Annotated in this window: 27 protein-coding genes and 1 tRNA gene; 14 read left to right on the top strand and 14 right to left on the bottom strand. The window is 39.0% G+C overall.

Annotated features, from left to right (window positions below; translation table 11 throughout):
• The first annotated feature begins 138 nt into the window (after positions 1–138).
• From coaD to A3217_RS05380, 3 genes are read left to right on the top strand one after another with little or no spacing between them, the layout of a single operon-like run.
• Positions 139–627 (top strand): pantetheine-phosphate adenylyltransferase, encoded by a 489-nt coding sequence (coaD, locus tag A3217_RS05370; RefSeq protein WP_066388732.1) that lies wholly within the window; start codon positions 139–141, stop codon positions 625–627.
• A gap of 10 nt (positions 628–637) precedes the next feature.
• Positions 638–1,243 carry a dTMP kinase gene (gene tmk, locus A3217_RS05375; RefSeq protein ID WP_066388737.1) on the top strand — a complete coding sequence of 202 codons (606 nt, stop codon included), beginning with the start codon at positions 638–640 and terminating at the stop codon, positions 1,241–1,243.
• A gap of 3 nt (positions 1,244–1,246) precedes the next feature.
• Positions 1,247–1,900, top strand: a complete 654-nt coding sequence (locus A3217_RS05380) for a hypothetical protein (RefSeq protein ID WP_066388739.1) — start codon at positions 1,247–1,249, stop codon at positions 1,898–1,900.
• 259 nt (positions 1,901–2,159) lie between these two features.
• Here A3217_RS05380 and ftsZ read toward each other — a convergent pair whose 3' ends face one another.
• The 12 genes from ftsZ to A3217_RS05440 form a co-directional block, all read right to left on the bottom strand.
• Positions 2,160–3,323: a cell division protein FtsZ gene (ftsZ, locus tag A3217_RS05385; protein WP_066388740.1), complete on the bottom strand. Its 1,164-nt coding sequence runs from the start codon at positions 3,321–3,323 to the stop codon at positions 2,160–2,162.
• 15 nt (positions 3,324–3,338) lie between these two features.
• Positions 3,339–4,739, bottom strand: a complete 1,401-nt coding sequence (gene ftsA / locus A3217_RS05390) for a cell division protein FtsA (protein WP_066388741.1) — start codon at positions 4,737–4,739, stop codon at positions 3,339–3,341.
• Between the two features lie 12 nt (positions 4,740–4,751).
• Complete coding sequence (locus tag A3217_RS05395) at positions 4,752–6,239, bottom strand: peptidylprolyl isomerase (protein WP_066388743.1); 1,488 nt, start codon at positions 6,237–6,239, stop codon at positions 4,752–4,754.
• 105 nt (positions 6,240–6,344) lie between these two features.
• On the bottom strand, positions 6,345–7,355 hold the full coding sequence (gene ruvB / locus A3217_RS05400; RefSeq protein ID WP_082807888.1) for a Holliday junction branch migration DNA helicase RuvB: 1,011 nt from the start codon (positions 7,353–7,355) through the stop codon (positions 6,345–6,347).
• Positions 7,356–8,144: a 3-methyl-2-oxobutanoate hydroxymethyltransferase gene (gene panB / locus A3217_RS05405; RefSeq protein ID WP_066388744.1), complete on the bottom strand. Its 789-nt coding sequence runs from the start codon at positions 8,142–8,144 to the stop codon at positions 7,356–7,358.
• Positions 8,145–8,162: 18 nt separating this feature from the next.
• The gene (lgt, locus tag A3217_RS05410) at positions 8,163–9,041 is read right to left on the bottom strand and encodes a prolipoprotein diacylglyceryl transferase (protein ID WP_066388745.1); all 879 of its coding nucleotides are present in this window, start codon (positions 9,039–9,041) and stop codon (positions 8,163–8,165) included.
• A gap of 25 nt (positions 9,042–9,066) precedes the next feature.
• Positions 9,067–9,417: a hypothetical protein gene (locus A3217_RS05415; protein ID WP_066388747.1), complete on the bottom strand. Its 351-nt coding sequence runs from the start codon at positions 9,415–9,417 to the stop codon at positions 9,067–9,069.
• Positions 9,380–9,970, bottom strand: coding sequence for a hypothetical protein (locus tag A3217_RS05420; protein ID WP_066388748.1), 591 nt, complete (start codon positions 9,968–9,970; stop codon positions 9,380–9,382). Before A3217_RS05420 ends, A3217_RS05415 begins: the two co-directional genes overlap by 38 nt.
• Positions 9,971–10,010: 40 nt before the next feature.
• A complete protein-coding gene (locus A3217_RS05425; protein ID WP_066388751.1) occupies positions 10,011–10,676 on the bottom strand; it encodes an energy transducer TonB in 666 nt (221 codons plus the stop codon).
• Entirely contained in the window at positions 10,645–11,028 is a 384-nt protein-coding gene (gene exbD, locus A3217_RS05430) for a TonB system transport protein ExbD (RefSeq protein ID WP_066388753.1), read from the bottom strand. Before exbD ends, A3217_RS05425 begins: the two co-directional genes overlap by 32 nt.
• 3 nt (positions 11,029–11,031) lie before the next feature.
• Positions 11,032–11,481, bottom strand: coding sequence for a TonB-system energizer ExbB (exbB, locus tag A3217_RS05435; protein WP_066388754.1), 450 nt, complete (start codon positions 11,479–11,481; stop codon positions 11,032–11,034).
• A 300-nt stretch (positions 11,482–11,781) separates the two neighbouring features.
• Complete coding sequence (locus A3217_RS05440; protein ID WP_066388755.1) at positions 11,782–12,594, bottom strand: J domain-containing protein; 813 nt, start codon at positions 12,592–12,594, stop codon at positions 11,782–11,784.
• 163 nt (positions 12,595–12,757) lie between these two features.
• On the opposite strand from A3217_RS05440, the gene A3217_RS05445 reads away from it, so the two are divergent.
• The 3 genes from A3217_RS05445 (at position 12,758) to mqo (ending at position 16,044) form a co-directional block, all read left to right on the top strand.
• A complete protein-coding gene (locus A3217_RS05445; RefSeq protein WP_231860204.1) occupies positions 12,758–13,597 on the top strand; it encodes a sulfite exporter TauE/SafE family protein in 840 nt (279 codons plus the stop codon).
• A gap of 8 nt (positions 13,598–13,605) precedes the next feature.
• Positions 13,606–14,466, top strand: coding sequence for a DMT family transporter (locus A3217_RS05450; protein ID WP_066388756.1), 861 nt, complete (start codon positions 13,606–13,608; stop codon positions 14,464–14,466).
• Positions 14,467–14,556: 90 nt separating this feature from the next.
• The gene (mqo, locus tag A3217_RS05455; protein WP_066388759.1) at positions 14,557–16,044 is read left to right on the top strand and encodes a malate dehydrogenase (quinone); all 1,488 of its coding nucleotides are present in this window, start codon (positions 14,557–14,559) and stop codon (positions 16,042–16,044) included.
• 27 nt (positions 16,045–16,071) lie between these two features.
• On the opposite strand, the gene A3217_RS05460 is transcribed toward mqo, so the two are convergent.
• Complete coding sequence (locus A3217_RS05460; protein ID WP_066388760.1) at positions 16,072–16,827, bottom strand: hypothetical protein; 756 nt, start codon at positions 16,825–16,827, stop codon at positions 16,072–16,074.
• A 23-nt stretch (positions 16,828–16,850) separates the two neighbouring features.
• Positions 16,851–18,149, bottom strand: a complete 1,299-nt coding sequence (locus A3217_RS05465) for a phosphopantothenoylcysteine decarboxylase domain-containing protein (protein WP_066388761.1) — start codon at positions 18,147–18,149, stop codon at positions 16,851–16,853.
• 240 nt (positions 18,150–18,389) lie between these two features.
• Between A3217_RS05465 and A3217_RS05470 the strand changes: the two genes are divergently transcribed.
• The 8 genes from A3217_RS05470 to A3217_RS05505 all read left to right on the top strand — a co-directional run bounded on the left by A3217_RS05470 (position 18,390) and on the right by A3217_RS05505 (position 26,064).
• Positions 18,390–18,464, top strand: a tRNA-Asn gene (locus A3217_RS05470).
• Between the two features lie 115 nt (positions 18,465–18,579).
• Entirely contained in the window at positions 18,580–19,560 is a 981-nt protein-coding gene (locus A3217_RS05475; protein WP_066388763.1) for an alpha-2,3-sialyltransferase, read from the top strand.
• A 98-nt stretch (positions 19,561–19,658) separates the two neighbouring features.
• Complete coding sequence (locus A3217_RS05480) at positions 19,659–20,615, top strand: alpha-2,3-sialyltransferase (protein WP_066388765.1); 957 nt, start codon at positions 19,659–19,661, stop codon at positions 20,613–20,615.
• A gap of 194 nt (positions 20,616–20,809) precedes the next feature.
• Positions 20,810–21,628, top strand: a complete 819-nt coding sequence (locus tag A3217_RS05485; RefSeq protein WP_066388766.1) for a glycosyltransferase — start codon at positions 20,810–20,812, stop codon at positions 21,626–21,628.
• A 185-nt stretch (positions 21,629–21,813) separates the two neighbouring features.
• Positions 21,814–22,122, top strand: a complete 309-nt coding sequence (locus A3217_RS05490) for a Rieske (2Fe-2S) protein (RefSeq protein WP_066388767.1) — start codon at positions 21,814–21,816, stop codon at positions 22,120–22,122.
• A complete protein-coding gene (locus A3217_RS05495; protein WP_066388768.1) occupies positions 22,082–23,695 on the top strand; it encodes an MBL fold metallo-hydrolase in 1,614 nt (537 codons plus the stop codon). The genes A3217_RS05490 and A3217_RS05495 overlap by 41 nt, the downstream gene beginning before the upstream one ends.
• Before the next feature lie 268 nt (positions 23,696–23,963).
• The gene (locus A3217_RS05500; protein ID WP_066388769.1) at positions 23,964–24,305 is read left to right on the top strand and encodes a DUF485 domain-containing protein; all 342 of its coding nucleotides are present in this window, start codon (positions 23,964–23,966) and stop codon (positions 24,303–24,305) included.
• 124 nt (positions 24,306–24,429) lie between these two features.
• Positions 24,430–26,064 (top strand): cation acetate symporter, encoded by a 1,635-nt coding sequence (locus A3217_RS05505; protein WP_066389748.1) that lies wholly within the window; start codon positions 24,430–24,432, stop codon positions 26,062–26,064.
• Positions 26,065–26,148: the final 84 nt, after the last annotated feature.

Below are 26,148 nucleotides of genomic sequence, written 5' to 3' on the forward strand. Positions count from 1 at the left end.
ATTTTAAAAAGCTAATTTTGCGCGCAAAAACTCTTTGCTTAGGATTTAAACTTTTTTATACTACAATGGCAGATTTTGAGACAAGAAATTTAAAGTTTTTTTTAGAGTTGAAAATTTAAATAAAAAGGCGCGCTCATAATGAAAGAGAAAGCTAAGAAAGTCGCCATTTATCCGGGCACTTTTGATCCTATTACAAACGGACATTTGGATATTATTAAGCGCTCGATTGGGATTTTTGAGCAAGTTATCATCGCAGTGGCAAAAAACCATTCTAAAAATCCTATGTTTCCTCTGCAAGCGCGCATAGAAATGCTTCAAATCGCAACGCGTGGGCTTGAAAATGTGGTGATTGAAGGTTTTGATTGCTTGCTTGCAGATTTTGCGAGGCTTAAAGATTCTCGAGTGCTTATACGCGGATTGCGCGCGGTGAGCGACTTTGAGTATGAACTGCAAATGGGTTATGCTAATATCTCTCTAAATAGCGCGTTAGAGACGATTTATTTTATGCCACATTTGCAAAATGCCTTTATTAGTTCATCAGTTGTACGCTCGATTATCGCGTATAATGGGCGCTTTTCTCATCTTGTGCCAGAAGGCATAAGCGAGTATATACAAAGTCTTAAGTAAAGGAGTGATTATGGATTTTCAGACTTCAAATAGTGGGTTTTATGTGACCTTGGAGGGGATTGATACTTCGGGTAAAAGCACGCAGCTTAAAAATCTTGCAAATTATTATCCACATGCAGTTTTTAGCAGAGAGCCCGGTGGCACGCCTTTAGGGGAAAAGGTGCGCAATATTGTATTAAAGGATAAGCTTGATGTGATGAGCGAGCTTTTCTTATTTCTATCCGATAGAGCGCAACATTATAGCGAGGTTTTGGAGCCAAATTTAGAAGCGCATAAGCTCATTATTACTGATAGGAGTCTTATTTCAAATATGGCGTATGCAAAAAATCTTAGCGATGCGCAACTCTTAGAATGCAATCATATCGCAACGCGTGGGCTTAAACCGCATTTGTGTATTTTATTTTACCTTGATGAAGAGAATCTCAAAGCGCGCCTTGGCGACAAAGCAAACGACAGCATTGAAAAGCGCGGTGTGTCATATATGCTAGAGATTCAAAAGCGTTTAGAGTTTTATGCAAATTTGCTTGAAGTGCGCACGATTAAGATTGACGCCACGTTACCGATTCCAATGATTACCAAAAACATTACAAGTCATATTGATATGCTTATCTCTTAGGCTATGAAATGTCTTGTATGTGGAAATCTAAGCTTTTTTGTGATTTGCAAATCTTGCTTAGATTCTATGCCTTTCACACCCACCTCACGCACTGCGCAGTCCGGACTTCAAGTTTATAGCTTTTACCCACACAGCCATATAGAGTATCTTTTAAAGACAAAATACGAGCTTATCGGCTCAAAGATTCTGAAAATATTAGCCCAAAAATGCGCGGAATATTTTTTTGCAAAAATTTTAGGGGATTTGCAAACTGACAATCAACGCAGCAGAATCCAGCAATTTAAGCGGAGTGTGGATTCTGATATTTTCCATAACTTCTCAAATAAGATTTTTGCTATTAGTGTAGATGATAATTTAGAACGTTTTTACTCGCATACAGCAATCATCACAAGGGCTTTTTGCAAGGCTTCAAAAGGTGTGTTTATCCCACAATATAGCAAGCTTATCGCTACAAATCGCGTCAATTACGCTGGCAAAAACCTAGAATATCGCTTAAACAATCCTAGAAATTTTATCTACGAAGGCGCGCGGGGCGATGCGGTGCTCATTGATGATATTATCACCACGGGACTAAGTCTCACTCAAGCGCACGAATGCCTTGCAAAAAATGGTGTAAATGTGCTTTTCGCCCTCACACTCGCCGATGCGAGGTATTAGTTTTTGGGAATTTAAAGGAATATAAGTTGCGCATCAGAGCAACACTTATTTTTTGCATACAAGATTCTAAAATCTACAAACAACACGAGAGAATCTAAGATTCCAATCAACCAAAAAAACACCAAATATACACACGAGTAGAGGTGAAGTGGGATTTGACTTCCGCGAGATGATACACAAAATAAATTCTATTAAAATTCTGTTTTTACAAATAAAAAAGTAGAGCGAGCCTTGCCCGCCCTTAATTATGGATTTAGAATTAATCTTGTTGCTTGCGAATATAAGAAGGTGTGTCAAGGTTGCTTCTATCATAAGTATTGCTTGAGAAAAGCGTGCTTTCCCCGCCACTTACACGCATTGATGAAACAGGCGCTACGGAAGTCATATTGAGATTCTTATTTTCCGGTCCATCGGTGATTTCATCTTGGAATCCTGTCGCGATGATTGTGATACGCGCCGCATCAATAGGGAGACTCTCATCATAATAGCTACCAAAAACGAAATCCGTCTCGTCTGTCTCATACGCGAGCATATCTGAACGCGCCGCATCGACTTCCTTATAAGGATAGTCAGGGTGGGCTTCTAAGCATACAATGAGCCCTGTCGCGCCATGTATGTTAATATTGCCGAGCATTGGGGAACTTAGAGCTTTATTTAGCGCATTTTTTGCCGCATCCTCGCCTATATGCTCGCCAACACTCATAATTGAAAGCCCCTTGTTTTCCATAGCTGTTCTCACATCAGCAAAATCCACATTTGTATCATCTGCCCCACCACCAAGGATAATGTTTGAAAGCCCTATCACAGCATTTGCAAGCACATCATTTACCATATTCATCGCTTCGCGTTGCCCATCTTTATTGCCGATAGTTTTTACCATTCTATCATTAAGCACCACGATGATACAATCGCTTTCCTCGCGCAATTTTTTCAAGCCTTCTTCTGCGATTCTCGCGCGCTTTCTACCTTCAGACTGAAAAGGCTTAGTGACAATAGAAACCGCAAGCGCATTATTTTCTTTCACCGCTTTTGCAATCAGTGGCGCAGCGCCCGTGCCTGTGCCACCACCTAATCCCGCCGCGATAAAGACGATATCAAAACCACTTAGCGCCTCTTTTATCTCTTCATAGCTTTCAATGGCTGCTTGCTCGCCGATTTCTGGCTTCGCACCCGCACCTAAGCCTTTTGTGAGCTTTTTACCAAGCTGGAGTTTGCGCTTTGCACTATTTTTAGAGAGGTGTTGCGCGTCGGTATTTGCTGCGAAAATTGTGATTCCATCTTTTGTGTTTTTACGCACGAGGTAGTTTATCGTATTGCTCCCGCCACCACCTACGCCAATAGCCGCAATCCTCGCGCCCCTGCATTCATTGTAACTAATATCATCGCCGAGTTCTTGAATGTTTAAATCTTTTATTTCTTCCATGAATGTTTCCTTGTCTTAAAATAGTTCGCTAAGCCATTTATAAAAGCGTCTGAAGTAGTTGCCAACGCCATTAGCTCGGGAATTGGAGGTCAAATCGTCAGAATCCTTTTTCTTTTTAGGAATAATTTGCTCTTTTATTTGCAGATTCTGCACGTCTGCTTTTTCTTTTGTGGTATCAACTTCTTGAATAGCACGTTGAGATTTTTTAAATTTCACCTCATTATTTACACCCACTTCATAATTTGTAAAGCCCCCCGCTGCGTGCAATATAAGCCCAATAATCGTGGCACTTTCCGCGCCTTGAAGTTTATCTGTAATACCATCAAGCGTTTTTGGCAAAGCCACGCGCACAGAAAGCTGATTATTCCCCGATGGATTGTAAAATTTCCCATTTTGATTGACATACTGCTCAAAGTTTTTAAGCTTCACCATACCTCCGGTTAACACAATCCCAGATGTGAGGATATTCCCAAGCGCGCTTTTTTCTAAAATATCACCCAAAAGTTCCAAAGTCTCATCCACGCGGGCTTTTATAATGCTATAAATATTTTGCAAAGGGATTGGTTGTTTTTCAGAATTCCCCTTAATTGGTGCATTCAAACCCTTATCCTTATCCTCTTGTGTGAAAACGAGATTCCCATATTTTGTTTTAATCTCTTCGCTTATACTTAAAGGCAGATTAAATACCTGCGCCAAATCAAGCGTGACATTGTTTGAGCCGACATTGAGATAATCGCTATAACACATTGATTGTCCATTGTGAATCATAATATCACACAGCCCCCCACCCATATCAATGCACGCCACACCACCTTTGCGCTCATCATCGCTTAAGGTCGAGATTGAAGATGCATACGAGCTTACGACAATATCGCTAATTTCAATTTCACAATTTTTGATAACTTTTTTAAGATTTTCCAAATGCGACTTTTTCGCCATCACCATAAAAACGCGACAATCTAGCCTACGCGCACTCATATTAATCGGATCTTCAATAGCCACCTGCATATCATCAACGATGAACTTATAAGGTAGCGCGTGGATAAGCTGGTGATCTTGTGGGACTGGATTATAATGTATGGCTGTTTGCATTGCGCGTTGAATGTCCGTCAAACGCACTTCACCGTGTGGCAGATTTACCGCGCCCTTAGAATCTGCGTTTATCGTGTAATTATTAGGGATTGAGATAATAGCCTTCTTTACTTCAATACCCGCCATTGTCGTGGCTTCAGCAATTGCCGCGCGTGTGGCAAGGCTGGCGTGATCTATATTATTAATCATACCTTTTTTTACGCCCTGAGATTCTCTAATACCTACGCCAAGCACGCAAAGTTCGCCATCTTGCTTAATCTCTGCGATTACCGCGCAAATCTTGCTTGAACCTATATCAATCGCTAAAATGGGTGTCTTTGCCATATCTGGGCTCTCCTAGTCTAGTTTTATAAAAATTTGGGGCTTATAATGCGTATTAAGATACTCTTCAAGCACGCTCATATAGGCATTTTGCTTTAGTGCCGTAGCCTCTTTGTTCATATCTGTCTCATTTTGAGAAAGTCTTTGATTTGTGATTTTATACAAAATTGCTTGCTCACTTGCTAACACAACTCCGCTTTTATCTTCACTTTTCAGCACTTCAGAAAGTATCCTTGCCATATCAAAAGAGCTTACTCCCGGGACTTTTTTTAGAGAATCTACCTGCTCAAATGGTGAAAAAGTAAGCGGTGCAAAATAACCGACATTCACACCCTTAAAATTCGCTAATTGCGCCTTAGATTGAGAATCTAGCTCCTGCGTTTGCTTTTGTTGTAACAATGCTTGCCTTGCAGATTCTTTAGCAAGTGCGTATTCTAGCGGTTTTGGCGGGATTTTTTCTATGAGTTTTATTAACACATAACCATTTTGTTGCTCGATTGGCGTTAGGATTGAATCCACCTCTAGTGCGCTTATACTCGCTAGCTCCTCTTTGGATAGATCCAAATTCCCAACATTTGCGCCTTCTTCAAATTCTACAATCTCACCTTGTATTTTCCCATCGCGAAAAGCTGAAAAATTCCTTTTTGCCTCTAACAACGTCTTGTCTTTTTTAAGCTCAAATTCCACCTGTGCGCGCACCTCTGCTAATTCGCTAATATTGCCTTTTTCATCTTTGTATAAATCTTTTGTGCGCTCATATTGTGCTAGCACCTCATCTTCACTCACATTTTGAGAATCTGTCAAAAACCACACAGGCATAACCTTATAAGTTTGCTTAGACACCCACTTTGTTTTGTTTTGTTCCCAGTAGGTCTTTATCTCCTCTTCGCTCACGCTCACTTCTTTTGGCTTTAGCACTTTAATTTCAAGCTCATCTTGGATTCTAAAAGGCACGCTAAGGCTTAGATTTTCCACCGCACTTGGTTGAGAGACACCTAAAAAAAGTTGCTCGTAAAATTTTCTCATCAACAAATCTTTACGCATGCTCTCTTCAAACTCACTCTTGCGCACTCCCACGTTCGCCAGTGCGCGCTCATACACACTTTTATCAAACGCGCCATTGACTTGAAAAGCCTCTATTTGCAAAAGCTCATTCAACACCTCTTCATCGCTCACACGCACGCCCAAATCTTTTGCAAAAGATTCCACCTGCGCACGCGCAATAAGCATTCTTAATACCTGCACTTGCAGTCCCATAGCCTTTGCTTGCGCTTCATCAAAATTCCCGCCAAAGCTTTGTGCCTGCTCATTATAGAGATTTTGATACGCTGTTTTATATTCTCTTAAACTTATTTTAACATCGCCAACCTGCGCTGCTTTATCTGCGTTAAAATCAAATGCTCCAGTGCCCCAACCTACGCCACCAGCGCCTACAAACGCAATCACACTTATCCAAATTGTAATCACAAGCCATTTTCTATGTCTTTGCATCCACTCTAGCATTTATCACCCTTTTTCAAACATAAAAACCGCGATTTTATCTTATTACGCTTTAAAGTTGGATTATTTTTTAAATTTTCTACCTTCAACCTACAAAATTTATTTTTCTCAAAAAAGCCCAACTTTTGGGAATCTAAGAAGCTCATAAGTCTTATTTGTCGCAATTCTCCCGCGCGCAGTGCGCTCTAAATAGCCATTAGCCAACAAGTAAGGTTCAATCACATCCTCAATCGTCCCCTCATCTTCGCTCATCGCCGCAGCTATGGCATTTAGCCCGATAGGACGATTTTTACTCTGTGCCAAAATCTCCAAGTAGCGCAAATCAAGCAAATCAAAACCCAAATCATTCACGCCAAGCTCACTAAGCGCGTATTTTGTGCGCTCTAGTGTAATGGTAGATTCTTTTGCCACTTCTGCAAAATCACGCACCCTTTTTAGAAGTCTCAACGCAATTCGTGGCGTGCCACGCGAGCGTTTAGCGATTTCTAGCGCGCTTAGCTCCTCTATGTCTTTTTCCAATTTCCGCGCTGCAAGCAAAATAATATCTTTCAGCTCCTGCGGACTATAAAATTGCAGTCTAAAGTTCATTCCAAATCTATCGCGCAATGGATTTGAAAGCATACCCGCGCGCGTAGTTGCACCAATCAAGCTAAAGCGCGGCAAATCAATTTTTAGCGTTTGTGCCGCCGGACCAGAGCCAATAATAATATCAAGGCGAAAATCCTCCATCGCCGGATAAAGAATCTCTTCAATGGGCGGACTTAAGCGGTGAATTTCATCGATAAAAAGAATGTCGCCATCATTAAGATTTGTCAAAATTGCGGCTAAATCGCCACTTTTTTCAATCATAGGCGCAGCACTTACTTTGATGTTTGCACCCATTTCATATGCGATAATGTGGCTTAGTGTCGTCTTTCCAAGCCCGGGCGGACCAAAGAAAAGAATATGGTCTAAACATTCATTGCGCAGTTTTGCAGCCTCAATAAAAACTTTAAGATTTTTTTTAATCAACTCCTGCCCGATGTATTCCTCCCACACACTTGGGCGCAAGGAAGATTCTAGCTCCCTAGATTCTAAGTTCGTGGGTTCTATTATACGCTCAATGCTGATTTTTTCCATTTAATAGCTTTCCTTTTCGCTCGGAAATGTACCATTTTTAATATCCTGCGCATAGCGCTTCATTGCCTCTTGCAAAAACGCCTTACCATTTGCGTAGGTGCGCACAAACTTTGGCTTAAACGCATCAAAAAATCCAAAAGCATCGCTCCACACTAGAATCTGCCCATCGCATTGCGCGCCCGCACCTATACCAATGGTTGGGATTTTCACTGATTGCGTGATTTGCGCGCCCAAATCACTTTTCACGCCTTCTAGTAAAAGTCCAAATGCCCCAGCAGATTCCAAATCTTTTGCAAGTTGCAATAATCGCGCTTTTTCACCCTCCTCTTTTCCCTTGACCTTGTAGCCACCTTCGCCCCTCATAAATTGTGGCTGCAAGCCAATATGCGCCATAATGGCGAAACCCTCTTTGCAAAGAGATTCAATAAGTGGGATTTTATCCTCATTGACTTCGAGTTTGAGCGCATCACAAGGCGTTTGCGCGTAAAACTTAAGCGCATTTTTAAGCGCACTTTTGGTGTTTTGATAACTACCAAAAGGCATATCCGCTAGCACAAATGCCCTTTTCACTCCCGCACAAACTGCGTGTGTGTGATAAATCATCTGCTCCACGTTTAGACCAAGTGTGTCGTTTTTGGCATTAAAGCTCATATTAAGAGAATCTCCAACCAAAATAATTTCTGCAAACTCATCAAAAATGCCTGCCATAAGTGCGTCATATGCAGTGATTGCGACAATTTTTTCTTTAGACTTTTTTGCTTGCAAGGTTTGTAGGGTGATTTTTTGCATTCTTGCTCCTTAAAAATATTATTTTTTGTGCTTTTTAGCTTTTTTGTTCTGATGTGTAGCAATTTTTTGAGAATCTTTACGGAAAAGAAATAATAGCACACAACCCACAAACATTACAACGCTCAAAATTTGCCCCATAGAAAGCCCAAGCGCGTAATACCCCATTTGAGAATCCGCCTCCCTTGTGTATTCACAAAAAAAGCGCGCAACACTATATCCTATGCCATACACACACGCGAGCTGTCCGCTTTTTTTACAGAATCTTAGAGCAAAAAGCATCACGCAAAAAAGCACAATGCCTTCAAAAAACGCTTCAAAAAGCTGGCTAGGATAACGCAACTCTTCTCCCACCAAGATTCCCAAAAACGCAAACACAGAATCTGCTTCAATCACGCGCCCATAAAGCTCTTGATTTAAAAAATTTCCAATTCTGCCAAAGGTATAAGCTAGAGGAATAGAGATTGTCGCTAAATCTAGGCAAGAAAAAAGCGGAAGTTTTTTTAGTTTGCAAAAAGCAATTGTAGCGATTAAGAATCCAACTACACCGCCGTGGTAGCTAAATCCCGCGATTCCGATAAAATTACCCTGCGTATCAAAAGGATTAAATATATCCCACGGGCGCAAAAGATAATACGCCCCATCGCTATAAATCACCAAGTAACCAATGCGCGCGCCCAAAATCACGCCAATTTCCACCCAGATAAAATAAGAATCCAAATCCTTAGAATCTATGCAAAAATTTTGCGGATATTTTTTCAAAAAAAACTGCGCGATAAAGAGCGCAAACACAAGTGCAAAAACATAGCAAAGCCCATACCAATGCACTTTTAAGCCAAAAAGACTAAAAGCGATTGGATCAAATTTTGTGTAAAAAAGATTCCAAGCATTAAATGTCATTTTTTACCTTTTTAATCCTTATTTCTTAATCCTCTTCGCGGATTTTGACCTCAAAAAGATTCACCAAATCTACTTCCTCAAAAAATGCAAACATACGCAATGTATCAACGATAATTTCCACACGCACCTTATCTTCAATCAAAAGTTTGCACAAAAAGCCAAGCGTGTAGGAATTGAGCGGATAGGCGCGCACAAAGTAGATTCTAAAAATCTCGCCATTAAAGCTGTATTTGCCCTCTTTTTCCTTGTTTTTGTAAGCCTTAAGGTAGAATTCAATTTCTTGCTTAAACTCCAAAAAAACTTTGTAAGTTTTGATTTTCCCCACCACCTTAAGCGCATCACTTCCATCTTGCAGGGTTACTTTTGAAATTTCCATTTTGTGTATCCTGTGCTACTTTTTTGGCTGTTATTGTTAGAGAAAGTTTGTTGTGGCGCATTGTAGCAAGTTTTGGTTGAGAGTATCTAAAAATTAGCGCCATTCCCCTGCCACTTTGACGCACTTTTTGTTTTTGAGACTTTGGGGCTTTTTGATATAAAGTTGAATTACAAAAAAGGCGCAAAAATGCCTTGCTCGGAGGGATTTTGGGATTAAAATAAAGTGTGAGTGTATTTTGATGCAGTTTGCAGAGAATTTTAAATTTATGAAATTGTGTTTTTAAGCGTTTGTATTTGTGCGGGGCGCAGTTTGAGAGTTTTGAATCATAAAAATTATGCTCGATAACATTGCTAAAAAGTTCAAAAATGCAAAGCCAAAATTGACTTGTTTCTTTAGATGTGTCAGCTTCGCCTTCATACTTCACATTTCTTTCTTGGTGGGATTTTAAAACTCTGTCATTTTTGATAATTTGAGAATCCACCCACAAAAAGTGCGCATTTCGTTGCAGAATCTCTAAAGATTCCATATCCGCACTTAAATGTAAATAGCGCATACAAACAGAATCTTAAAAGCTATGAGCATACAAAGCTAGCTTATGAATTAGCGCGGAGATTGTAAGCAAGCGGTATTTCTAAGCGTAGATTTTTTTTCACATGCGGAAAATACTTTGATGCTTCCTCCACAGCGCGCACAGATGCACGATTGAAGTCCTCGAACTTGGAAGGCTGAATCACGCGAATATTTGTCACGCGCCCATCTGTATAAATCACAAATTCCACAAGCACCTCATTTTCCTCAATCCTGCGCTTTTGCATCATACGTGGATAGCGCTGCTTTTTTTGGATTGCAGATTGAATCTGCTGATAAAGCTCATTATGCTCGCCATCTTTTTGGCTTAGTGTCTCAATCACATCGCCTTCATTTTGCTGATTTGCCTGCGCAGCGAGCATAGATTCTTCAATCTGGGCTTCTTCTAGCTCTTCTGGGATAGGATTTGGCGCGCGTTCAACGGGCTTTGGTTTTGGTTTTTTGTGCGGTTTTTTGTGCGTTGGCTTTGGCTCGAATTCATTAGGAGAGGGGTTTTGAATCGTCGCAAGGGAAAGTGTTATCGCACTTACGCCATCTTCGCTAATTTCAACTTTATGGAATCTTTCTATAAGCAAGCACAAAAGCGCCACGTGTATCGCAAATGAGATGATAAAGCCTATTTTCATAGGTGTAAAAAATTTATTGTTTTTTGGTTGTTGCAATACTGACATTTTCATGTCCTTTTTCCTTCAAAATATCCGCAACCTGCACGAATACTTCAAAGCGTGCATTTTTATCAACTTCAAGTTTTAGCATTGTTTGCGAATCAAGTGCAAAGATTTTTTCACGCAAAATCTCCATATTGACCAGCTCATTTTCAAAGAAAATCTCGCACTGCTCGTTGATTGTAAGTAATTTCGTTGGTGAATCCGTAGGCACTGACTGACTTTGCGAACTAGGAAGATCGACCTTGATTTGCCCCTGCACGATGAAAGTAGAAACGCTTAACACAATGGCTAAAAGTACCAACATCACATCAATTAGCGGGATAACATTAAGCCCATCTTTTTTTGGTAATTTCATTTCTCACTCCGCAGGATTCTCGTTTTTGCGCGCGCTTAACAAGGCTTGATAGCGATTGATATATACTTCTGCTTTGCGCAAAAAAATGTTATACAAAATAAGCGTAGGAATCGCCACCAAAAGCCCAAGTGCAGTAGCTTTGAGCGCAAGAGACAAGCCAACCATAATGCTTTTTGCATCAAGTCCGCCACTCACACCCATATCATAAAAAGTGATCATAATCCCCACAACCGTGCCAAGAAGCCCAATATATGGCGCATTTGAATAGATAATATAAAGAGTGGTGAGATTCTTACTCACTGCTTCTTCAAGCTCTTCCTTGGTGTCATAATCCTTGATATTTAAACGCGCATAAAAAATCGCGCGCTCAATGCTAAACCACAGCACCAAAAAGCTCATAAAGCCTAGAATAAAGAAAATAGTATGATCAATATTGTGTTTTAAAAATTCCATTGATTACTCCAACCCTAAGAACATAAAGTGGCGTAATTTTATAGTAATAATTCTTAAAATAACTTGATACCATTTAGTGGCTGAAAATGAGAAACAGCGGGCATTTGCGAGTATTTTAAGACTAAAATTACAAGCAAGCGAACCATTACTTATTTTTCTTTTTGATGAGTGTCTTATGATGGTTTTTAATTTGCTTTTGCTACACTTTTGGATTGTTTAGGTAGATTTCAAAGCCCTATTGTGCCTTTTGTAGTCAAAAGTCATTCTAAATTCTATCTTTGCGCCACTTGAAATCCCAAATCACGATGCTACGCGTAAGGCAGTGCGGATTTTTTCATACGCTTCTTGGATGCTTCTAAAACGCTCGTTATAAGATTCCACAACTTGTGGATCTTGCCCAAAAACATTATCCGGGTGATATTCCTTTGCTAGGCGCAAATAGCGCTTTTTAATCGTGTCAAAATCATCGTTTAAGCTAGATTCTAAAATCATATAACTTTGTCGTAATTCCCGCTCGTGCGCTGTCAAAAAGCTCTCTCCCAAGCCCCCTAATCCACCACGATTACGAAAGCTTTCATAATCAAAATCTAAAATCACATTATGCACGACTTTAAAACTCACAAGATTAATAATACTCTCCCAAAAATAAGGCTTTGTAGAATCTAAATACACCTCATCTCTATCACAACCCAAATAATATTCCTCAAATAAATTTGCAATATAACGCCTTGCAGTGTCATTTACCTTGCTCATTTTTAGCATTACGCGCTTACCATTAAGGATTCTCAATGCGATTTTCACGCGCTCAACGAGGGAATTTTTTCCAACAATTTTAATGCGTATTGGCAGATAAGTAAAATCAAGCAAATATTCCAAATCCACCATTTCTCCAGACTCTTGGGATTTAGAATCTTCTTGCAAACACGAATGATACGCCCAATTAATTAAATAATCTTTCTTAAAACGCTCTCCATCGTCCAAAATAAGCACAGTGCGCGACAATCGATAGCTCTTAGAAAAATATTTTTCCGCATACGCGATTGCCTTATGTAGAAATACATTATCATCTTCTACCATAATCTGCAAAAATTTCTGATTCACTGATACATTCATAAAATCCCTCGTATCAACTTACAGGAACACCCTGCTTTGGTCTTTGCGCACATATTCTACCTTTTTAGATTCTTGTTTTCAAGCCCCTTTGCTTTGAATTGTAAGCAAACATAGTTCCGCATTTGCAAATTGTCAAAATTTTACACAACCAAAGGTTAAGTTTATGCTAGACTTTTGCCTAATATTTTACAACGACACTCTTAAAGATTTGAAAATTATAGGGGAAAATATGCCAGAATTACTACAAAATCAAGAGATTATCTTTAGTGCGCTTGGGTTTATTAGCGGGATAGCAGCGGGATTTTTTGGCATTGGTGGAGGTGTGATACTTGTACCTTGCTCGCTGTTTTTAGGTATGAGTATGGAGGGTGCGATTGGGATTTCGATTATGCAGATGATGTTTTCCTCTGTTTTTGGCAGCTTGCTAAATATCGTACGCAAAAAGCTTGAAATACAAGTTGGGATTTTTGTAGGTATTGGTGGGCTTATTGGGGCGAGTTTTAGCGGATTTATCGTTGCAAATTTACCCTCAAAGCTCTTGCTTGGCGCGTTTATTATTCTTACACTTTTTAGTTTCAAAAAATATGTTTTCAATACCAAAACCTTTGCAAATCCAAATCCACCCATCACAAATCCCACTTTGCAAAAGCTTACAATGATTGGCATTGGGGCATTAACAGGGATTTTTGCCATTAGTCTTGGCATTGGCGGGGGACTTTTGATTGGTCCCCTATTAGCATATTTTTTGGGGCTAGATTCTAAAAAAGTCGTGCCGATTGCGCTCTTTTTTATTATTTTTGCTTCGATTTCTGGCTCGATTTCACTTTATTCACACAATCTTATCAATACACATAATGGGTTAATTGTTGGACTTAGCGCGATGGTTGGTGTGGCACTTGGCACTAAAATTATTGATATGGTGAGCCTTGCAAACCACCGCTACGCACTTATTGTAATCTACGCCTTTAGCCTTGTGGCAAGTATTTATAAGTTTTTTGTCTAAGAGTTTTTATGAGCACCAAAAAACCGCATTTTGGCTTTATTGCGCTGACTTTAATTGCAGAATCTTTCCTCATCTACGCAAGCGTTTTGGTAAAAATCTCTGAAGTCTCACCCATAATGCTTGGATTTTATAGAATCTTTCTTGCCTTGCCTATTTTCGCGCTTTTTAACATTAGTAAAAAGGGCTTTTGTCTCCCGCAAAAAAGAGACTTGCTTTTTATGATTCTCTCCGGCGTGTTTTTTGGCTTGGATTTATTGTTTTTCAATCTCGCCTTGCGCAATACAAGCGTAGCAAATGTCAATCTCATATGCTCGCTCGCCTGCTTTGTGCTCGTGCCGATAGGTTTGATATTTTTTGGTGAAAAATTACGCCTCTTTTTTGTGTTAGGCGCGCTCATTGCTGTAGTTGGCGTCTTTGTGCTTATTAATGGTAAAAACGCACTTAGCGTGTCAAATCCCTTTGGTGATATGCTCGCATTTTTGAGTATGGTGTCTTATAGTGGATTCTTAGCGCTTATTTACAATCTACGACGCAAATATGAAACTCTGCAAATTATGTTTTTCTCAGGGCTTGGGGCTGGGGGATTTTTGCTTATTGCTGGAAGTGTGATTGAGGGATTTTCTTTGCCTAGTGATTCTAAGCAATGGCTAATAGTTGTGCTCATTGCGCTTTTTGGACAGGTTTTGGGACAGGGCTTTTTTGGCTACATTATGGGGAAAATCTCTGCGCAACTCTCTTCGCTTTTATTACTCTTTTCGCCCGTGATTGCGGCACTTATGGGCTATGTGATTTTAGGTGAATACATTAGCGCTATGGAGTTTTTAGGGATTTTTATCATTCTTTTTGGTGTGTTTTTAGCACAAAGATAATGTAAAAATTTACAAGAAATTTAATCTTTATTAACACAATAGCGTAAATATTAACTTACTTGTTTTGAATTTCAAACTTAAGGCGTAAAGATGAATCCACACAATCAAGTCCAAATAGTTCTCGTCGGCGGAGGTATTATGAGCTTGACGCTAGGTTTAATGCTAAAAGAGCTAGATTCTACATTTGACATACATATTTACGAGACCCTTAACAATGTCTCGCTTGAAAGCTCAATGGCGTGGAATAACGCAGGCACGGGGCATCAAGCACTTTGCGAGCTAAACTATACGCCACGTCGCAAAGACGGAAGCATTGATATTTCAAAAGCACTCACGATAAACCAACGCTTTGAACTCAGCAAGGAGTTTTGGGCGTATTGCGTGAAACAAGAGATTTTGGGCGAGCCTTCAAGCTTTATCCACCCTTTACCTCACATTAGCTTTGTAACTGGTGCAAATGTCGAGTTTCTTAAAGCGCGTTTTGATGCGCTCAAAAGCTCGCCATTTTTTAAAAATATGATTTTCACACAAGAGAGAGAAAAAATCGCAGAATTCGCGCCACTACTCATAGAAGGGCGCAGCAATGAAGAAAAGCTTGCAGCGACTTTTATCGATGGTGGGAGCGATGTGGATTTTGGCGCGATTACAAGAGGGCTTGCAGAAAATCTCAAAGCGCGCGGTGTAAGCATACATTTAGAGCACAAAATAACAGATTTAAAGCAAAATAACAAAGGCTGGGAGTTAAAAATCTATGATAAAGCGCAAAAGACGACAAAAATAGTTCAAGCTAACTTTGTGTTTTTGGGCGCTGGTGGAGGGGCGTTTCAGCTTGTGCAAAAAAGCGGGATAAGAGAGGCACGCGGGTATGCAGGTTTCCCAATTAATGGCTTATGGCTGGCATGCAAGAATAAGGAAATCATCACTAAACATAGCTCAAAAGTCTATGGTAAGGCATCTGTGGGCGATCCACCTATGTCTGTGCCGCATTTAGATACACGTATGATTGATGGGAAGCACGAGCTTATGTTTGGACCATTTGCAAGCTTTAATACACGCTTTTTGAAATATGGAAGTTTGCTTGACTTCCCACTTTCTGTGCGTCCGAACAATGTTTTAACAATGCTACAAGCTGGGATTGATAATATCCCATTAACAATTTACCTCATAAAGCAGGTATTTTTGGATAAAAATGGACGTATGGACCGACTGCGCGCGTTTATGCCAACAGCAGATTCTAAAGATTGGGAAATTAAAAATGCCGGACAACGCGTACAGATTATTAAGAAAAACACTCAGGGGCGCGGAAGTCTGCAATTTGGCACAGAAGTGGTGGTGGCACAAAATGGCTCACTTGCGGCAATACTTGGCGCATCGCCGGGAGCTTCAACTTCGGTGGATATTATCTTAGAGGTACTTGAACGTTGTTTCAAAAAAGAAATGAGCTCGCCAAAATGGCACGAGAAGATTCAGCAAATACTGCCTTCCTATCATCACACACTGGAAGAAAATATCGCAAACTTTAATACCTTGCGCTCAAGAACTGCTAAAATCCTTAAACTCCCTTTTGAGGGGATTTAAAGGCTTTTTGGTTCAATTTTTTTGCACCTATCCTTTTACATTTAAAATATGTTCATTTGGCATTTCAAAAAATGCCTTGAGCGATGGCTCGTGCTTAAAACTCACAGATTCAAACGCGTCCTCAGCGTTAAGCGCGCTAAGGTTTTGCTTTAAAAGCTCTAATGTGCTTTTAAAGCTCGCTTTAATCTCTAAATATTTTTGGGAATCCATCACCCATACAGCCCCTTCAATAAACCCAAGACTAGGCATAATCGCAGAAAACAAAAGCTTTTTTTGCCCTAGCTTTAATTGCAACAAACACTGCTTTTTGTCCTTATCCTCAAAGCTTAAGCTAATGACTTTTTGTCGCAAGCCTAAAAGCAAAAAACCTAGATATTCAAACTCCTGCTTGCTTTGTGCGAGGGGCATTTTTTGCAAAAGAAGTGCGCTAAAATCCTCTAATAAATTCTCGCTATGCTGGCTTAAAAGCTCTTGTAATTGCGCAGATTCTAAATTAAGCGGGCTTTTTTGCGCAAAATCTAGAATCTTTGGATATGGCGCGAGATTGCTTAAAACTATCCCACCAAGCGAGTTGCTACTCATTTGCCCCCAATATTTTTGCCCGATTTCTAGGGGCTTGTGGCTGGTTGTTTGGAGCGTTTTTGTGCCAATTTGCAAGAGATATTTTGCACCTTCAAGCTTCCCTAGCACTTTTAAAACAATAGGCAAACGCGCATTAAAGCTCACATCGCCCTTTGCGAGCACACCCAAAGCCCTACTTATTTGAGAAACTTTTTCAATCATATCTATGATTTATAAAGCGAGATTCATAAAATGCGCTCTTTTACAAATTGCGCGATTTCAAGACTTAACGCAAATTTGCTAAGCAAAGGTGTTTGCTTCATATCGCACGCGCTTAAAAGCATCATTTTATTATTTTCACTTCCAAAGGCATTATGAGAATCTAAGACATTCAAACACACCGCTTGCAGGGATTTTTTCACAAGCATTTTTTTCGCGTATTCAAGCGCGTGCGCCTCCTCACTCTCTGCCTTAAAGCCAATTTTTATAAAATCCTCTGCGCTTAGAGATTCTAAAACATCAATATTTTTTTCTAATTCAAGCTCAAAAACTTCGGGCAACGTCTCTTTTTTGAGCTTTTTTGCGCTCACTTGCTTTGGCTTGAAATCCGCTAATGCCGCCACCATAAACAAATACGGCTTTTGTTGGCAAGCTTTGCGCGCGTGCAAAATACTCTCTTTATATTCCTGTGTTGTTTGCGCCTCTATGCACTCCACACCTTTTGGCAAAAACGGTAAAAAATTTGAGCCAACAACGCGCACTTTCGCCCCAAGCGCAAACAATGCAAGCGCTAAAAAATGCGCCTGCTTCCCGCTTGAAAGATTGCTTAAGATTCTCACGCTATCAAGTGCTTCTTTGCTCCCACCACTACTAATAATCACCTCTTTTTGCAAAGTCTCATCTTTTTGCGAATTTTCCTCTTTTTGGCTAAATTGCCCGCCCCAAAACTCTGCTAATTCCTTATAATCACTTTGCAAAAACACACTTAAAAGCGCGTAGAGAATCTCTTGCAAATCCGCCAGCGCGCCCTGCCCTCTATCACCGCACGCAAGCAATCCCTCTTTAGATTCCACCACGCGCGCGCCAAGTTTTATAAGCGTCTTAAGATTTGCCTGCGTTTGGGGAGCTTGAAGCATAATCGTATTCATCGCAGGAGCGAAAATCTTTGGCGCAGATGATGCTAAAAGCGTGCAAAGCGCAATATTATCCGCAATCCCGTAAGCAAACTTTGCGATGGTATTTGCACTCGCAGGCGCGACAAGCACCACCTGTGCCCATTTAGCGTAGCTTATGTGATTTGGAGAATCCGCGCTTTGCCAGTTCTGCAAAGATTCACTAAGCACGTTGTTTTTACTCATCACCTCAAAAAGAAGCGGATTTATAAGCTCTGCGCTTTTCTCGCTCATCACCACGCGTGTTTGCGCGCCTAGTTTATTAAGCGTGCTTAAAATATCGAGAATCTTATACAGTGCCACAGATGCGCTCACCACGACCAAAATACGCTTATTAGCAAAAAAAGGTTGCAAAAACAAATAAGATTGCATCAAACACCTTTATAAATTTGTGGGAAATTATGGATTGTAGCAAAAACACTAGGACTTTGCAAGAAAAGACTGCCGCGCGTTTTGGGATAATTTTTGACAAAATTTTGGGACGCAAAATATGCAAGACACACAAAAAGTTTTTTAAAGTTTTTTAAAAGTTTTATTATGGGCTTGTGATATCTTGACTTTTGAAAGATTTTAGCTTATAATTCGCGCTTTTTAAGTTTCTGCAAGCTAGATTCCGGATTAGCTCAGCGGTAGAGTAGGCGGCTGTTAACCGCTTGGTCGCAGGTTCGAATCCTGCATCCGGAGCCACTTTGACTTTTACAAATTTTTTAAATCACCAGTCCCTAATCAATTGAGCTTTAAAGTTTTCTAAATACTCTGAAAAACCTTAAATTAGGATTTCTATGCACACCAAAGGATAAATATGAAAGGCACGGATACAAAAATAGCACTCATCGCAGGTAATGCCCCAAGCCTTGCAAGTATTGATTATCAAAGATTACCCTCTCAAGCCAGTTATGATGTTTTCCGCTGCAACCAATTCTATTTTGAAGAAGAATATTATCTAGGCAAAGAAATTAAGTATGTTTTTGCCACCCCTCCTGTTTTATTTGAACAAAATTATACATACAAAACACTTCACTACAAGCAAGAATACAATATCCAAAATATTGTTGCCTCAACTTTTAACCTTTCTCATATGGACTCGCTTTATTACACGCACAAAGAAATATTTAGCGACATTATTAATGGCTCCTGCGTGCTAGAAAACATACAAGAATTTTTCACATTTATCCGATACAGTGAAATCTATCATAACAGGCGTATCACTTCAGGTGTATATATGTGTGCCTTTGCTGTGGCACTAGGATATACAGAACTCTACTTAGCCGGTATTGATTTGTATAGTAATAAAGGTGGCTATGCATTTAATATACTAAAACCAAACCTAACAGCCTTGCTTCCGTGGTTTAGCCTCAAACCTGCTGATTTCCACACAGCACAAACAGATATACAGGCCTTAGAATTTTTAGCAAAAACTTACAATGTAAAAATCTACTCCATCTGCCCATCTAGCCCGCTCTCACAACATATCCCTTTAGCAAAACCCAATCTGGAATCTAATGCTAAAGTTCTTAAAAAGCCCAAAGCACAAGATTGTATAAAAGATCTCTTACTTCCGCAAGGGAATGCGTATGAGAAATTTCATTACCCAAACCACCCATTAGACTTTAATAACTATGCAAGCCACCTTAGAAATAACAATTTTTATAAATTCTGCAGAGATGTTATAAAATTCCCAAAACAACTAGCATGGTATATGAAAGGAAAGATAGTATCCCACAGACAAAAACGAGCTAAAATAGCCAGTACCAATAATACAATGGGGGGGGGGGGCAAGTAGCCTCTGCACTCAATACTATTTATACATAATAAATTTTTTAAATATAGTAAAAGACCTTTTTGTTGCATATTTTTATCTTTTTGTATCGGAGATACTCTATGCGAAAAGATAACACACAGCAAATACAAAAAGCCGTTGTAGCAGGTAATGCACCAAGCTTAACTGCTATTGATTATGCGCGCCTGCCTCTTTCTTATGAAGTATTTCGCGCAAATCAATTCTATTTAGAAGATGCATATTACTTAGGGAGGAATATCAGGGCAGCAACCTTTGCAAGTCAAACGCTTTTTGAGCACATCTATACTATGCAAGTTTTTAATAATACACAGGAATACAAAATAGATTCTATAATTATCAATGACAGCCCACTTGTCTTAAAAGAAGAATTCCACGTAAAACGTGATTTTTTACTAAAAACTCTCCATAAGCACAGCTTTATTGACACCCTCTACAACGGCAGAATCTCAGAGAATATTGGCGAATTTTTAGAATATGATATTTTGCAAAAACTCTACTGCAACAAAAACCCAACAAGCGGAATCTACCTTTGTGCCATAGCTGTCGCGCTAGGATACAGAGAAATTTACTTAACAGGCATTGATTTTTATGAGGGCAAAACTTATGCCTTTAATCATTCTAAAACAAATATTTCAAAATTTATACCGGAAGTTTTGGAAAATCTTACACTTCCACAAGAGCCACAGCAAGAGAGCTATCATAGCAAAGCAGCAGACCTAGAGGCATTAGAATTTTTGGCAAAAACCTACAATGTGGCATTTTACTCACTCTCTCCTGCTAGCCCACTCTCGCGCTATATCCCTCTAGCACCCATTACAAACAACACAGCAAAACCAGAAAAAAAGCCTTCAAATTACACAAATGATATTATTTTGCCACCAGAGCACGCTTACCGCACTTTTAGAATGCTGAATGAACATATAGATTATTCAAAACGTGGCAGAGTAAAAAATAACTTTTATCTTAAGCTCCTCTATGATTTAGCGCGTTTGCCTCGCGACCTCAAGTATTGTTTTAAGAAGCCAAAAATATGCTAAAATGTTATCCTAAGCAAAAAAATAAGATTACTAAGGTGTAGCAAACATGTCCTTAAAACAAACACTGAAAAAATGTATAGCACTCCTAAGGCGACAAACAAATACCCTAATTACCTTACAAAAGCTTCATCGGATTACATATAAGACAGCCTTTATAGGGGGGGGGGGGCAATATACCCTTAATCTCGCAAGGTTTGCCACAGAACCACCTTTCAACAAAGCACCATAAAAATTCTCTACAAAATCCATATGCCTTTATCCGTGTCAAAAATGAAGAAAAAACATTACGCGCAAGTTTAGATTCTATGCTACCTGCGATTAAACGCGGAGTGATTGGATATAACGACTGCACAGATTCTAGTGAGGAAATTATTTTAGAATTTTGTAAAAAATATCCCAGCTTTATCCCTGCAAAATACCCTCATCAAGTATTCTTAGAGAATCCACAAAACGAATGCAACAAACTCCATAGCTATTATAACTTTGTGCTTTCATTTATCCCAGAGAATGAATGGTTTATGAAAATTGATGTTGATCATATCTATGAGCCAACGCTCTTGCAAAAAACATTTTGCATTCCTAAGAAAAAAAATCATGCGGTAGTTTATCCTCGCATAAATTTTATAGTTGAAGATTCTAAAATTTATGTCCAAAATAGTGGTAAAAATGGCTTTATAGATGGCTACGATCAATTATTAGTATGCAAAAAGAAAATTACATTTACTGAACGTAAAACCTCCAAAGCAGCACAATGGATTGATAACACAAAACACGAAAACACACTTTACTCTGAAAGTCAAGTTTTACCAAATGATATAAGGTATTTCCATGCCCCACTTATACAATGGCATTTCCCGGCAGTGAAACAAAGACGCAAAGACTACACAAAGTATCTCCAACTCCTAAGCCTACAAGAATTTAAAAATAAAAATTCTCATCTTATAGATTCTGTGATTCCTAGCTTTATGCTTGAAGAAAAAGTGATACTAGAACAATATGAAAAGTTTATGTGATAATAAAACTATAATCTAATCATTATATCACCTTATTGCAGGCACTACACTTTAGCCTACTTCGCCAAATGGAGTAATTAGCTCTTTTTATCCCTCTAGGATTTAAAAGATTAATACCACAAGGAATAATCCCGTCTGGATAATTGCTATAATTAAGGAAATAAAACTTTACTAAAGGAGAGAAAATGCAAATCTTAGCGCACATAAGCGACCTAAATGATGGTATCAATGAAAAAATCCTAGATGATCATAAATTCTTCATCTACAAAAATGGGGATGAAATAAGAGTGTATGATTCTATCTGTCCCCATCAAGGAGGCATGCTTCATTGCAAAAATACGCAAAATACCCAAGAGATATATTGTAAAGTGCATAATTGGCGTTTTAATGAAAAAGGAGAATCTCTTACAACAAGCGCAAGGCTTATCGAACATAAAGTGCTTATAAATTCTAATGATATTGTCATGCATAAATGGGGGGGGGGGGCAAACTAATACAAATAGCTCTCTTACAAACCTCAACCCACGCACCCCACAACATACAGATATAAACATAACACTCCATGCACACGCAAGTTTAGAATTTTGCCACAATAACTTTAGCTTGCTTTGTGACCCATGGCTTGTGGGCTATGCCTTTTTTGGTGCATGGCGTAACTATCCAAGCCCAGTCATAAAACCAGAGCAATTACATCCAAATGCGATATATATCTCCCATGAACATAGCGATCATTTCCACCCAGAAACCTTGAAGTATTTTGACAAAAATGTGCCAATTTATATCCCAGCCTTTCCTAATGGTCGTTTAGAACAAAAATTACAGAATCTAGGATTCTCAAACATCATTGTGCTTGACTTTGGTAAGCGCGTAGAAATCACAAAAGAATGCTTTATAACTATTTATGAGCCAGCTTCTTTGTGGAATGACTCGCAAATGCTACTTGAAATCAATTCCTTTAAAATCCTCAATATCAATGATGCGGGGATAAATCATAGGATTCTCAAAACCTTAAAGCATGTAGATATGATTTGTGCGAGTTTCTCGCCCGGAGCTAGTGGCTATCCAGCTACTTACACACACTTAAGCCAAGCGCAAAAAAAGGATATTTATAAAAAAAGTGCAATCGCCACTTTGGAAATGCTCCAAGAAGTGTGCGCGCTGTATAATGCAAGCTATTTTCTGCCTTTTGCCTCACATTTTATCTTAAACCACCCAAAGCACTTGCCCTATCTTAATATCGTGCGAAAAAATACCATTTATGATGTTGAAAAGTTCTTTGCAAAGCAAAAAAGCAATACAAAAGTCATATCTTTACTTGCAGGCGATATGTGGGAGGGAAGCACGGGGAAAATACATAGATATAAAAGAGAGACAAATCTCTATGATAAAAATGTGGTAGAAAAGTTTATTAAAACCTCTTTTTGTGAAAGTGAATTCTTGCACTACTATCCGGATAAAAAACAATATTCCTTTGACAAAAAGCTAGTGCAGGAATATTTCATAAGCCTAAACAATATCCCAGAAATGGCTTTTTGTGAGGATATGAGTGTTAGCATTTATCCAGATTCTCAAAAAGAGCTTGCCTTTTGTTTTTGCGTCAAAAATGGAGAATTAAAATTACTAGATTCTCTTTTAGAAACTCCAAATTTAACTATCAGTATCCCTAGCGAAATATTGATGTATATTGTCATCAATAATGAATCTTGGGATGAAGCAACTATCGGATATTGGTGCGAATGCACTCGCACTCCAGACATATACCATTCAGAGTTTTGGCGCATATTGCAAGCACCTTATTACCTCAAAAAGCCTCTTAATAAAAATAGGCTTAAAACTGATGTCATCATAAATGCACAAAGCAATCTTTCCCTGATACTAGAAAACTTAGGCACACAAGGACATAAAATCTTGGCACGTTATGGCTTATATTGCCTTACTTGCAATAAAGCACCAATGGAGAACATAGAACAAGCATGTCTCGCACATGGCATTGACACTTCGCGAATGCAAAGAATGATTAAAGAACTCAATATACAAGCAACTGCGCAATGCTATCCGACATCATAAGTTTATTAAAGATAATACTAGAGTTATTTTCTTTAGAATCTATGGCATTGTAAAAAAGTTACATTTTTAATAATGCAACATAGTTTGACGACTCAAAGCGTTGTAAAGGTTGTAAAGCCTGCTTGTTTTACAACATAGCTCCATAATTATCCACAAAAAATAGTATAGAAATTATTTTTCACATTTGTTGCTTTTTGTGTTGTATTGTGGATAGTTACCGACACATAGTTGGGTGTGGAGGTAAATATTCTTTTACAAGGGGGTTACCATGAGCAAAACAGTCGCTTCAAAAGAGCAAGTAAGGGCGAGATTCTATAAATTTGTGTCATTTCGCAATAAATTTTCGCTTTGTCTCTCTTTGGTTATTCTTGTTTGCTATTACGCATTTATCGCTAGTGTTGGGTTTTTCCCTGAGATTCTTGGATACAGATTAGGCCCTAGTGCAGTTAGTCTAGGCATCATCTTAGGTGTGTTTATTATAGTGCTATCGATTGTAAGCACTGGGATTTATACATTATTTGCAAATAAATATTTTGACAAGGAGCAAGCTGAAGTGCTAGAGGAGCTAGATCGCGTAGATTTAGTCAAAGAAATGCAAAACCAAAAGTAGTTACAGATTGTGTTGAGTGGGTTTGTGCCTAGGATATAGATTCTTTGTGTGCATTAGCATACATTTTAAAAGGAGAACTCTCATGAATAGAAAAAGCATTAAGTTTGCAGTCATACTCGGAAACATGATTTGCTATGGTTTCTTTACGCAATGCTTAGGAGCAGGTATTGATGTGGGTGATGTAGAAAAAGCCCCAATAAACTATATCGCGATAAGTATGTTTATAATCTTTGTCTTAGCAACTCTTGGCATTACATATTTTTCTAGCAAAAAGTCGCAGTCTGCTGAAAGTTTTTATACTGCCGGAGGCAATATCACTGGACTACAAAATGGCATTGCAATTGCTGGAGATTTTATGAGTGCGGCAAGCTTTTTAGGAATTGTAGCATTGGTTTTTACCAACGGATTTGATGGGCTTATTTATTCTGTTGGTTTTTTGGTTGGTTGGCCTATCGTGCTTTTTCTCATCGCCGAAAAATTCCGTAATTTAGGCAAATACACCTTTGCAGATATAGTAGCTTATCGATTAAAGTCTAAGCCTATTCGCACAATCTCTGCAATTAGTGGGTTAGCTGTGATTGTCTTTTATCTCATTGCGCAAATGGTGGGCGCAGGACAACTCATACAAGTGCTCTTTGGGCTTCCATATACGATAGCAGTCATAGTTGTGGGAATCTTAATGATTTGCTATGTTGTCTTTGGCGGTATGCATGCTACTACTTGGGTGCAAATCATTAAAGCCTGTTTGCTTTTGGGTGGCTCTACCTTTATGGCACTCATGGTGCTTTATTACGCAAACTTTGATCTTGCATCTTGGTTTGAAAAAGCTATAGCTAACCACAAAAGTGGTGAAGCCATTATGAGTCCTGGGACATTTTTACCCGACCCTATCTCTGCATTATCTTTAGGCTTGGCACTTATGTTTGGAACAGCTGGATTGCCTCATATTCTCATGCGATTTTTTACAGTGAAAGATGCCAAAGAAGCACGAAAGTCAGTATTTTTTGCTACCGGACTTATGGGCTATTTTTATGCACTTACTTTTATTATCGGGTTTGGGGCTATCGCCTTTTTACTAAATGACCCAAATTTTACCGATAGTGAGGGTAATTTCACTGGCGCGAGTAATATGGTGGCTGTCCTTTTAGCACAAGTTCTTGGTGGTGATATATTTTTGGGATTTATCTCTGCAGTAGCTTTTGCCACAATTTTAGCAGTGGTAGCTGGATTAGCAATCTCTGGAGCTGGTGCAATAAGTCATGATTTATTCGTCAATGTTTGTAAAAATGGAGTTTGTGATCCCAAATTAGAAATGCGTGTTACAAAAGGCGCATCGGTTGGAATTGGTATTTTAGCAATCATTCTTGGCATAGGATTTGAAAATCAAAATGTCGCTTTCATGGTAGGACTTGCCTTTGCCATTGCTGCAAGTGTGAATTTTCCTATTATATTACTTTGTATTTATTGGAAAAACCTCACGACAAAAGGGGTGTTTTGGGGCGGATTAATTGGCTTAATTAGTGTTTTAACACTCGTATTGCTTAGCAAAAGCGTATGGGTAAAAGTTTTTCACTTCCCTGAAGCTATTTTCCATTATGAACATCCAGCAATCTTTACGATGCCATTGACATTTTTACTCGTCTTTGCTATCTCCAAACTTGATAATAGCGAACGCGCAAAGATTGATAGAGCAGGATTTAAAGCTCAAGATTTCCGAGCGCAAACAGGAATTGGAGCAAGTGAAGCGATAGCACATTAATATACTATGAGTTTGCTTATTAGCAAACTCATAACCTCTTCACAATAAATGCAGTTTTTTATACAATAAAAACAACCCAGCTTC

This window comes from Helicobacter himalayensis (assembly GCF_001602095.1).
Classification (GTDB): domain Bacteria; phylum Campylobacterota; class Campylobacteria; order Campylobacterales; family Helicobacteraceae; genus Helicobacter_F; species Helicobacter_F himalayensis.

Coding starts and splice junctions, on each gene's coding strand:
- coaD (WP_066388732.1), top strand. CDS start 139: ATGAAAGAGAAAGCTAAGAAAGTCGCCATTTATCCGGGCACTTTTGAT.
- tmk (WP_066388737.1), top strand. CDS start 638: ATGGATTTTCAGACTTCAAATAGTGGGTTTTATGTGACCTTGGAGGGG.
- A3217_RS05380 (WP_066388739.1), top strand. CDS start 1,247: ATGAAATGTCTTGTATGTGGAAATCTAAGCTTTTTTGTGATTTGCAAA.
- ftsZ (WP_066388740.1), bottom strand. CDS start 3,323: ATGGAAGAAATAAAAGATTTAAACATTCAAGAACTCGGCGATGATATT.
- ftsA (WP_066388741.1), bottom strand. CDS start 4,739: ATGGCAAAGACACCCATTTTAGCGATTGATATAGGTTCAAGCAAGATT.
- A3217_RS05395 (WP_066388743.1), bottom strand. CDS start 6,239: ATGCTAGAGTGGATGCAAAGACATAGAAAATGGCTTGTGATTACAATT.
- ruvB (WP_082807888.1), bottom strand. CDS start 7,355: ATGGAAAAAATCAGCATTGAGCGTATAATAGAACCCACGAACTTAGAA.
- panB (WP_066388744.1), bottom strand. CDS start 8,144: ATGCAAAAAATCACCCTACAAACCTTGCAAGCAAAAAAGTCTAAAGAA.
- lgt (WP_066388745.1), bottom strand. CDS start 9,041: ATGACATTTAATGCTTGGAATCTTTTTTACACAAAATTTGATCCAATC.
- A3217_RS05415 (WP_066388747.1), bottom strand. CDS start 9,417: ATGGAAATTTCAAAAGTAACCCTGCAAGATGGAAGTGATGCGCTTAAG.
- A3217_RS05420 (WP_066388748.1), bottom strand. CDS start 9,970: ATGCGCTATTTACATTTAAGTGCGGATATGGAATCTTTAGAGATTCTG.
- A3217_RS05425 (WP_066388751.1), bottom strand. CDS start 10,676: ATGTCAGTATTGCAACAACCAAAAAACAATAAATTTTTTACACCTATG.
- exbD (WP_066388753.1), bottom strand. CDS start 11,028: ATGAAATTACCAAAAAAAGATGGGCTTAATGTTATCCCGCTAATTGAT.
- exbB (WP_066388754.1), bottom strand. CDS start 11,481: ATGGAATTTTTAAAACACAATATTGATCATACTATTTTCTTTATTCTA.
- A3217_RS05440 (WP_066388755.1), bottom strand. CDS start 12,594: ATGAATGTATCAGTGAATCAGAAATTTTTGCAGATTATGGTAGAAGAT.
- A3217_RS05445 (WP_231860204.1), top strand. CDS start 12,758: ATGCTAGACTTTTGCCTAATATTTTACAACGACACTCTTAAAGATTTG.
- A3217_RS05450 (WP_066388756.1), top strand. CDS start 13,606: ATGAGCACCAAAAAACCGCATTTTGGCTTTATTGCGCTGACTTTAATT.
- mqo (WP_066388759.1), top strand. CDS start 14,557: ATGAATCCACACAATCAAGTCCAAATAGTTCTCGTCGGCGGAGGTATT.
- A3217_RS05460 (WP_066388760.1), bottom strand. CDS start 16,827: ATGATTGAAAAAGTTTCTCAAATAAGTAGGGCTTTGGGTGTGCTCGCA.
- A3217_RS05465 (WP_066388761.1), bottom strand. CDS start 18,149: ATGCAATCTTATTTGTTTTTGCAACCTTTTTTTGCTAATAAGCGTATT.
- A3217_RS05475 (WP_066388763.1), top strand. CDS start 18,580: ATGAAAGGCACGGATACAAAAATAGCACTCATCGCAGGTAATGCCCCA.
- A3217_RS05480 (WP_066388765.1), top strand. CDS start 19,659: ATGCGAAAAGATAACACACAGCAAATACAAAAAGCCGTTGTAGCAGGT.
- A3217_RS05490 (WP_066388767.1), top strand. CDS start 21,814: ATGCAAATCTTAGCGCACATAAGCGACCTAAATGATGGTATCAATGAA.
- A3217_RS05495 (WP_066388768.1), top strand. CDS start 22,082: ATGATATTGTCATGCATAAATGGGGGGGGGGGGCAAACTAATACAAAT.
- A3217_RS05500 (WP_066388769.1), top strand. CDS start 23,964: ATGAGCAAAACAGTCGCTTCAAAAGAGCAAGTAAGGGCGAGATTCTAT.
- A3217_RS05505 (WP_066389748.1), top strand. CDS start 24,430: ATGATTTGCTATGGTTTCTTTACGCAATGCTTAGGAGCAGGTATTGAT.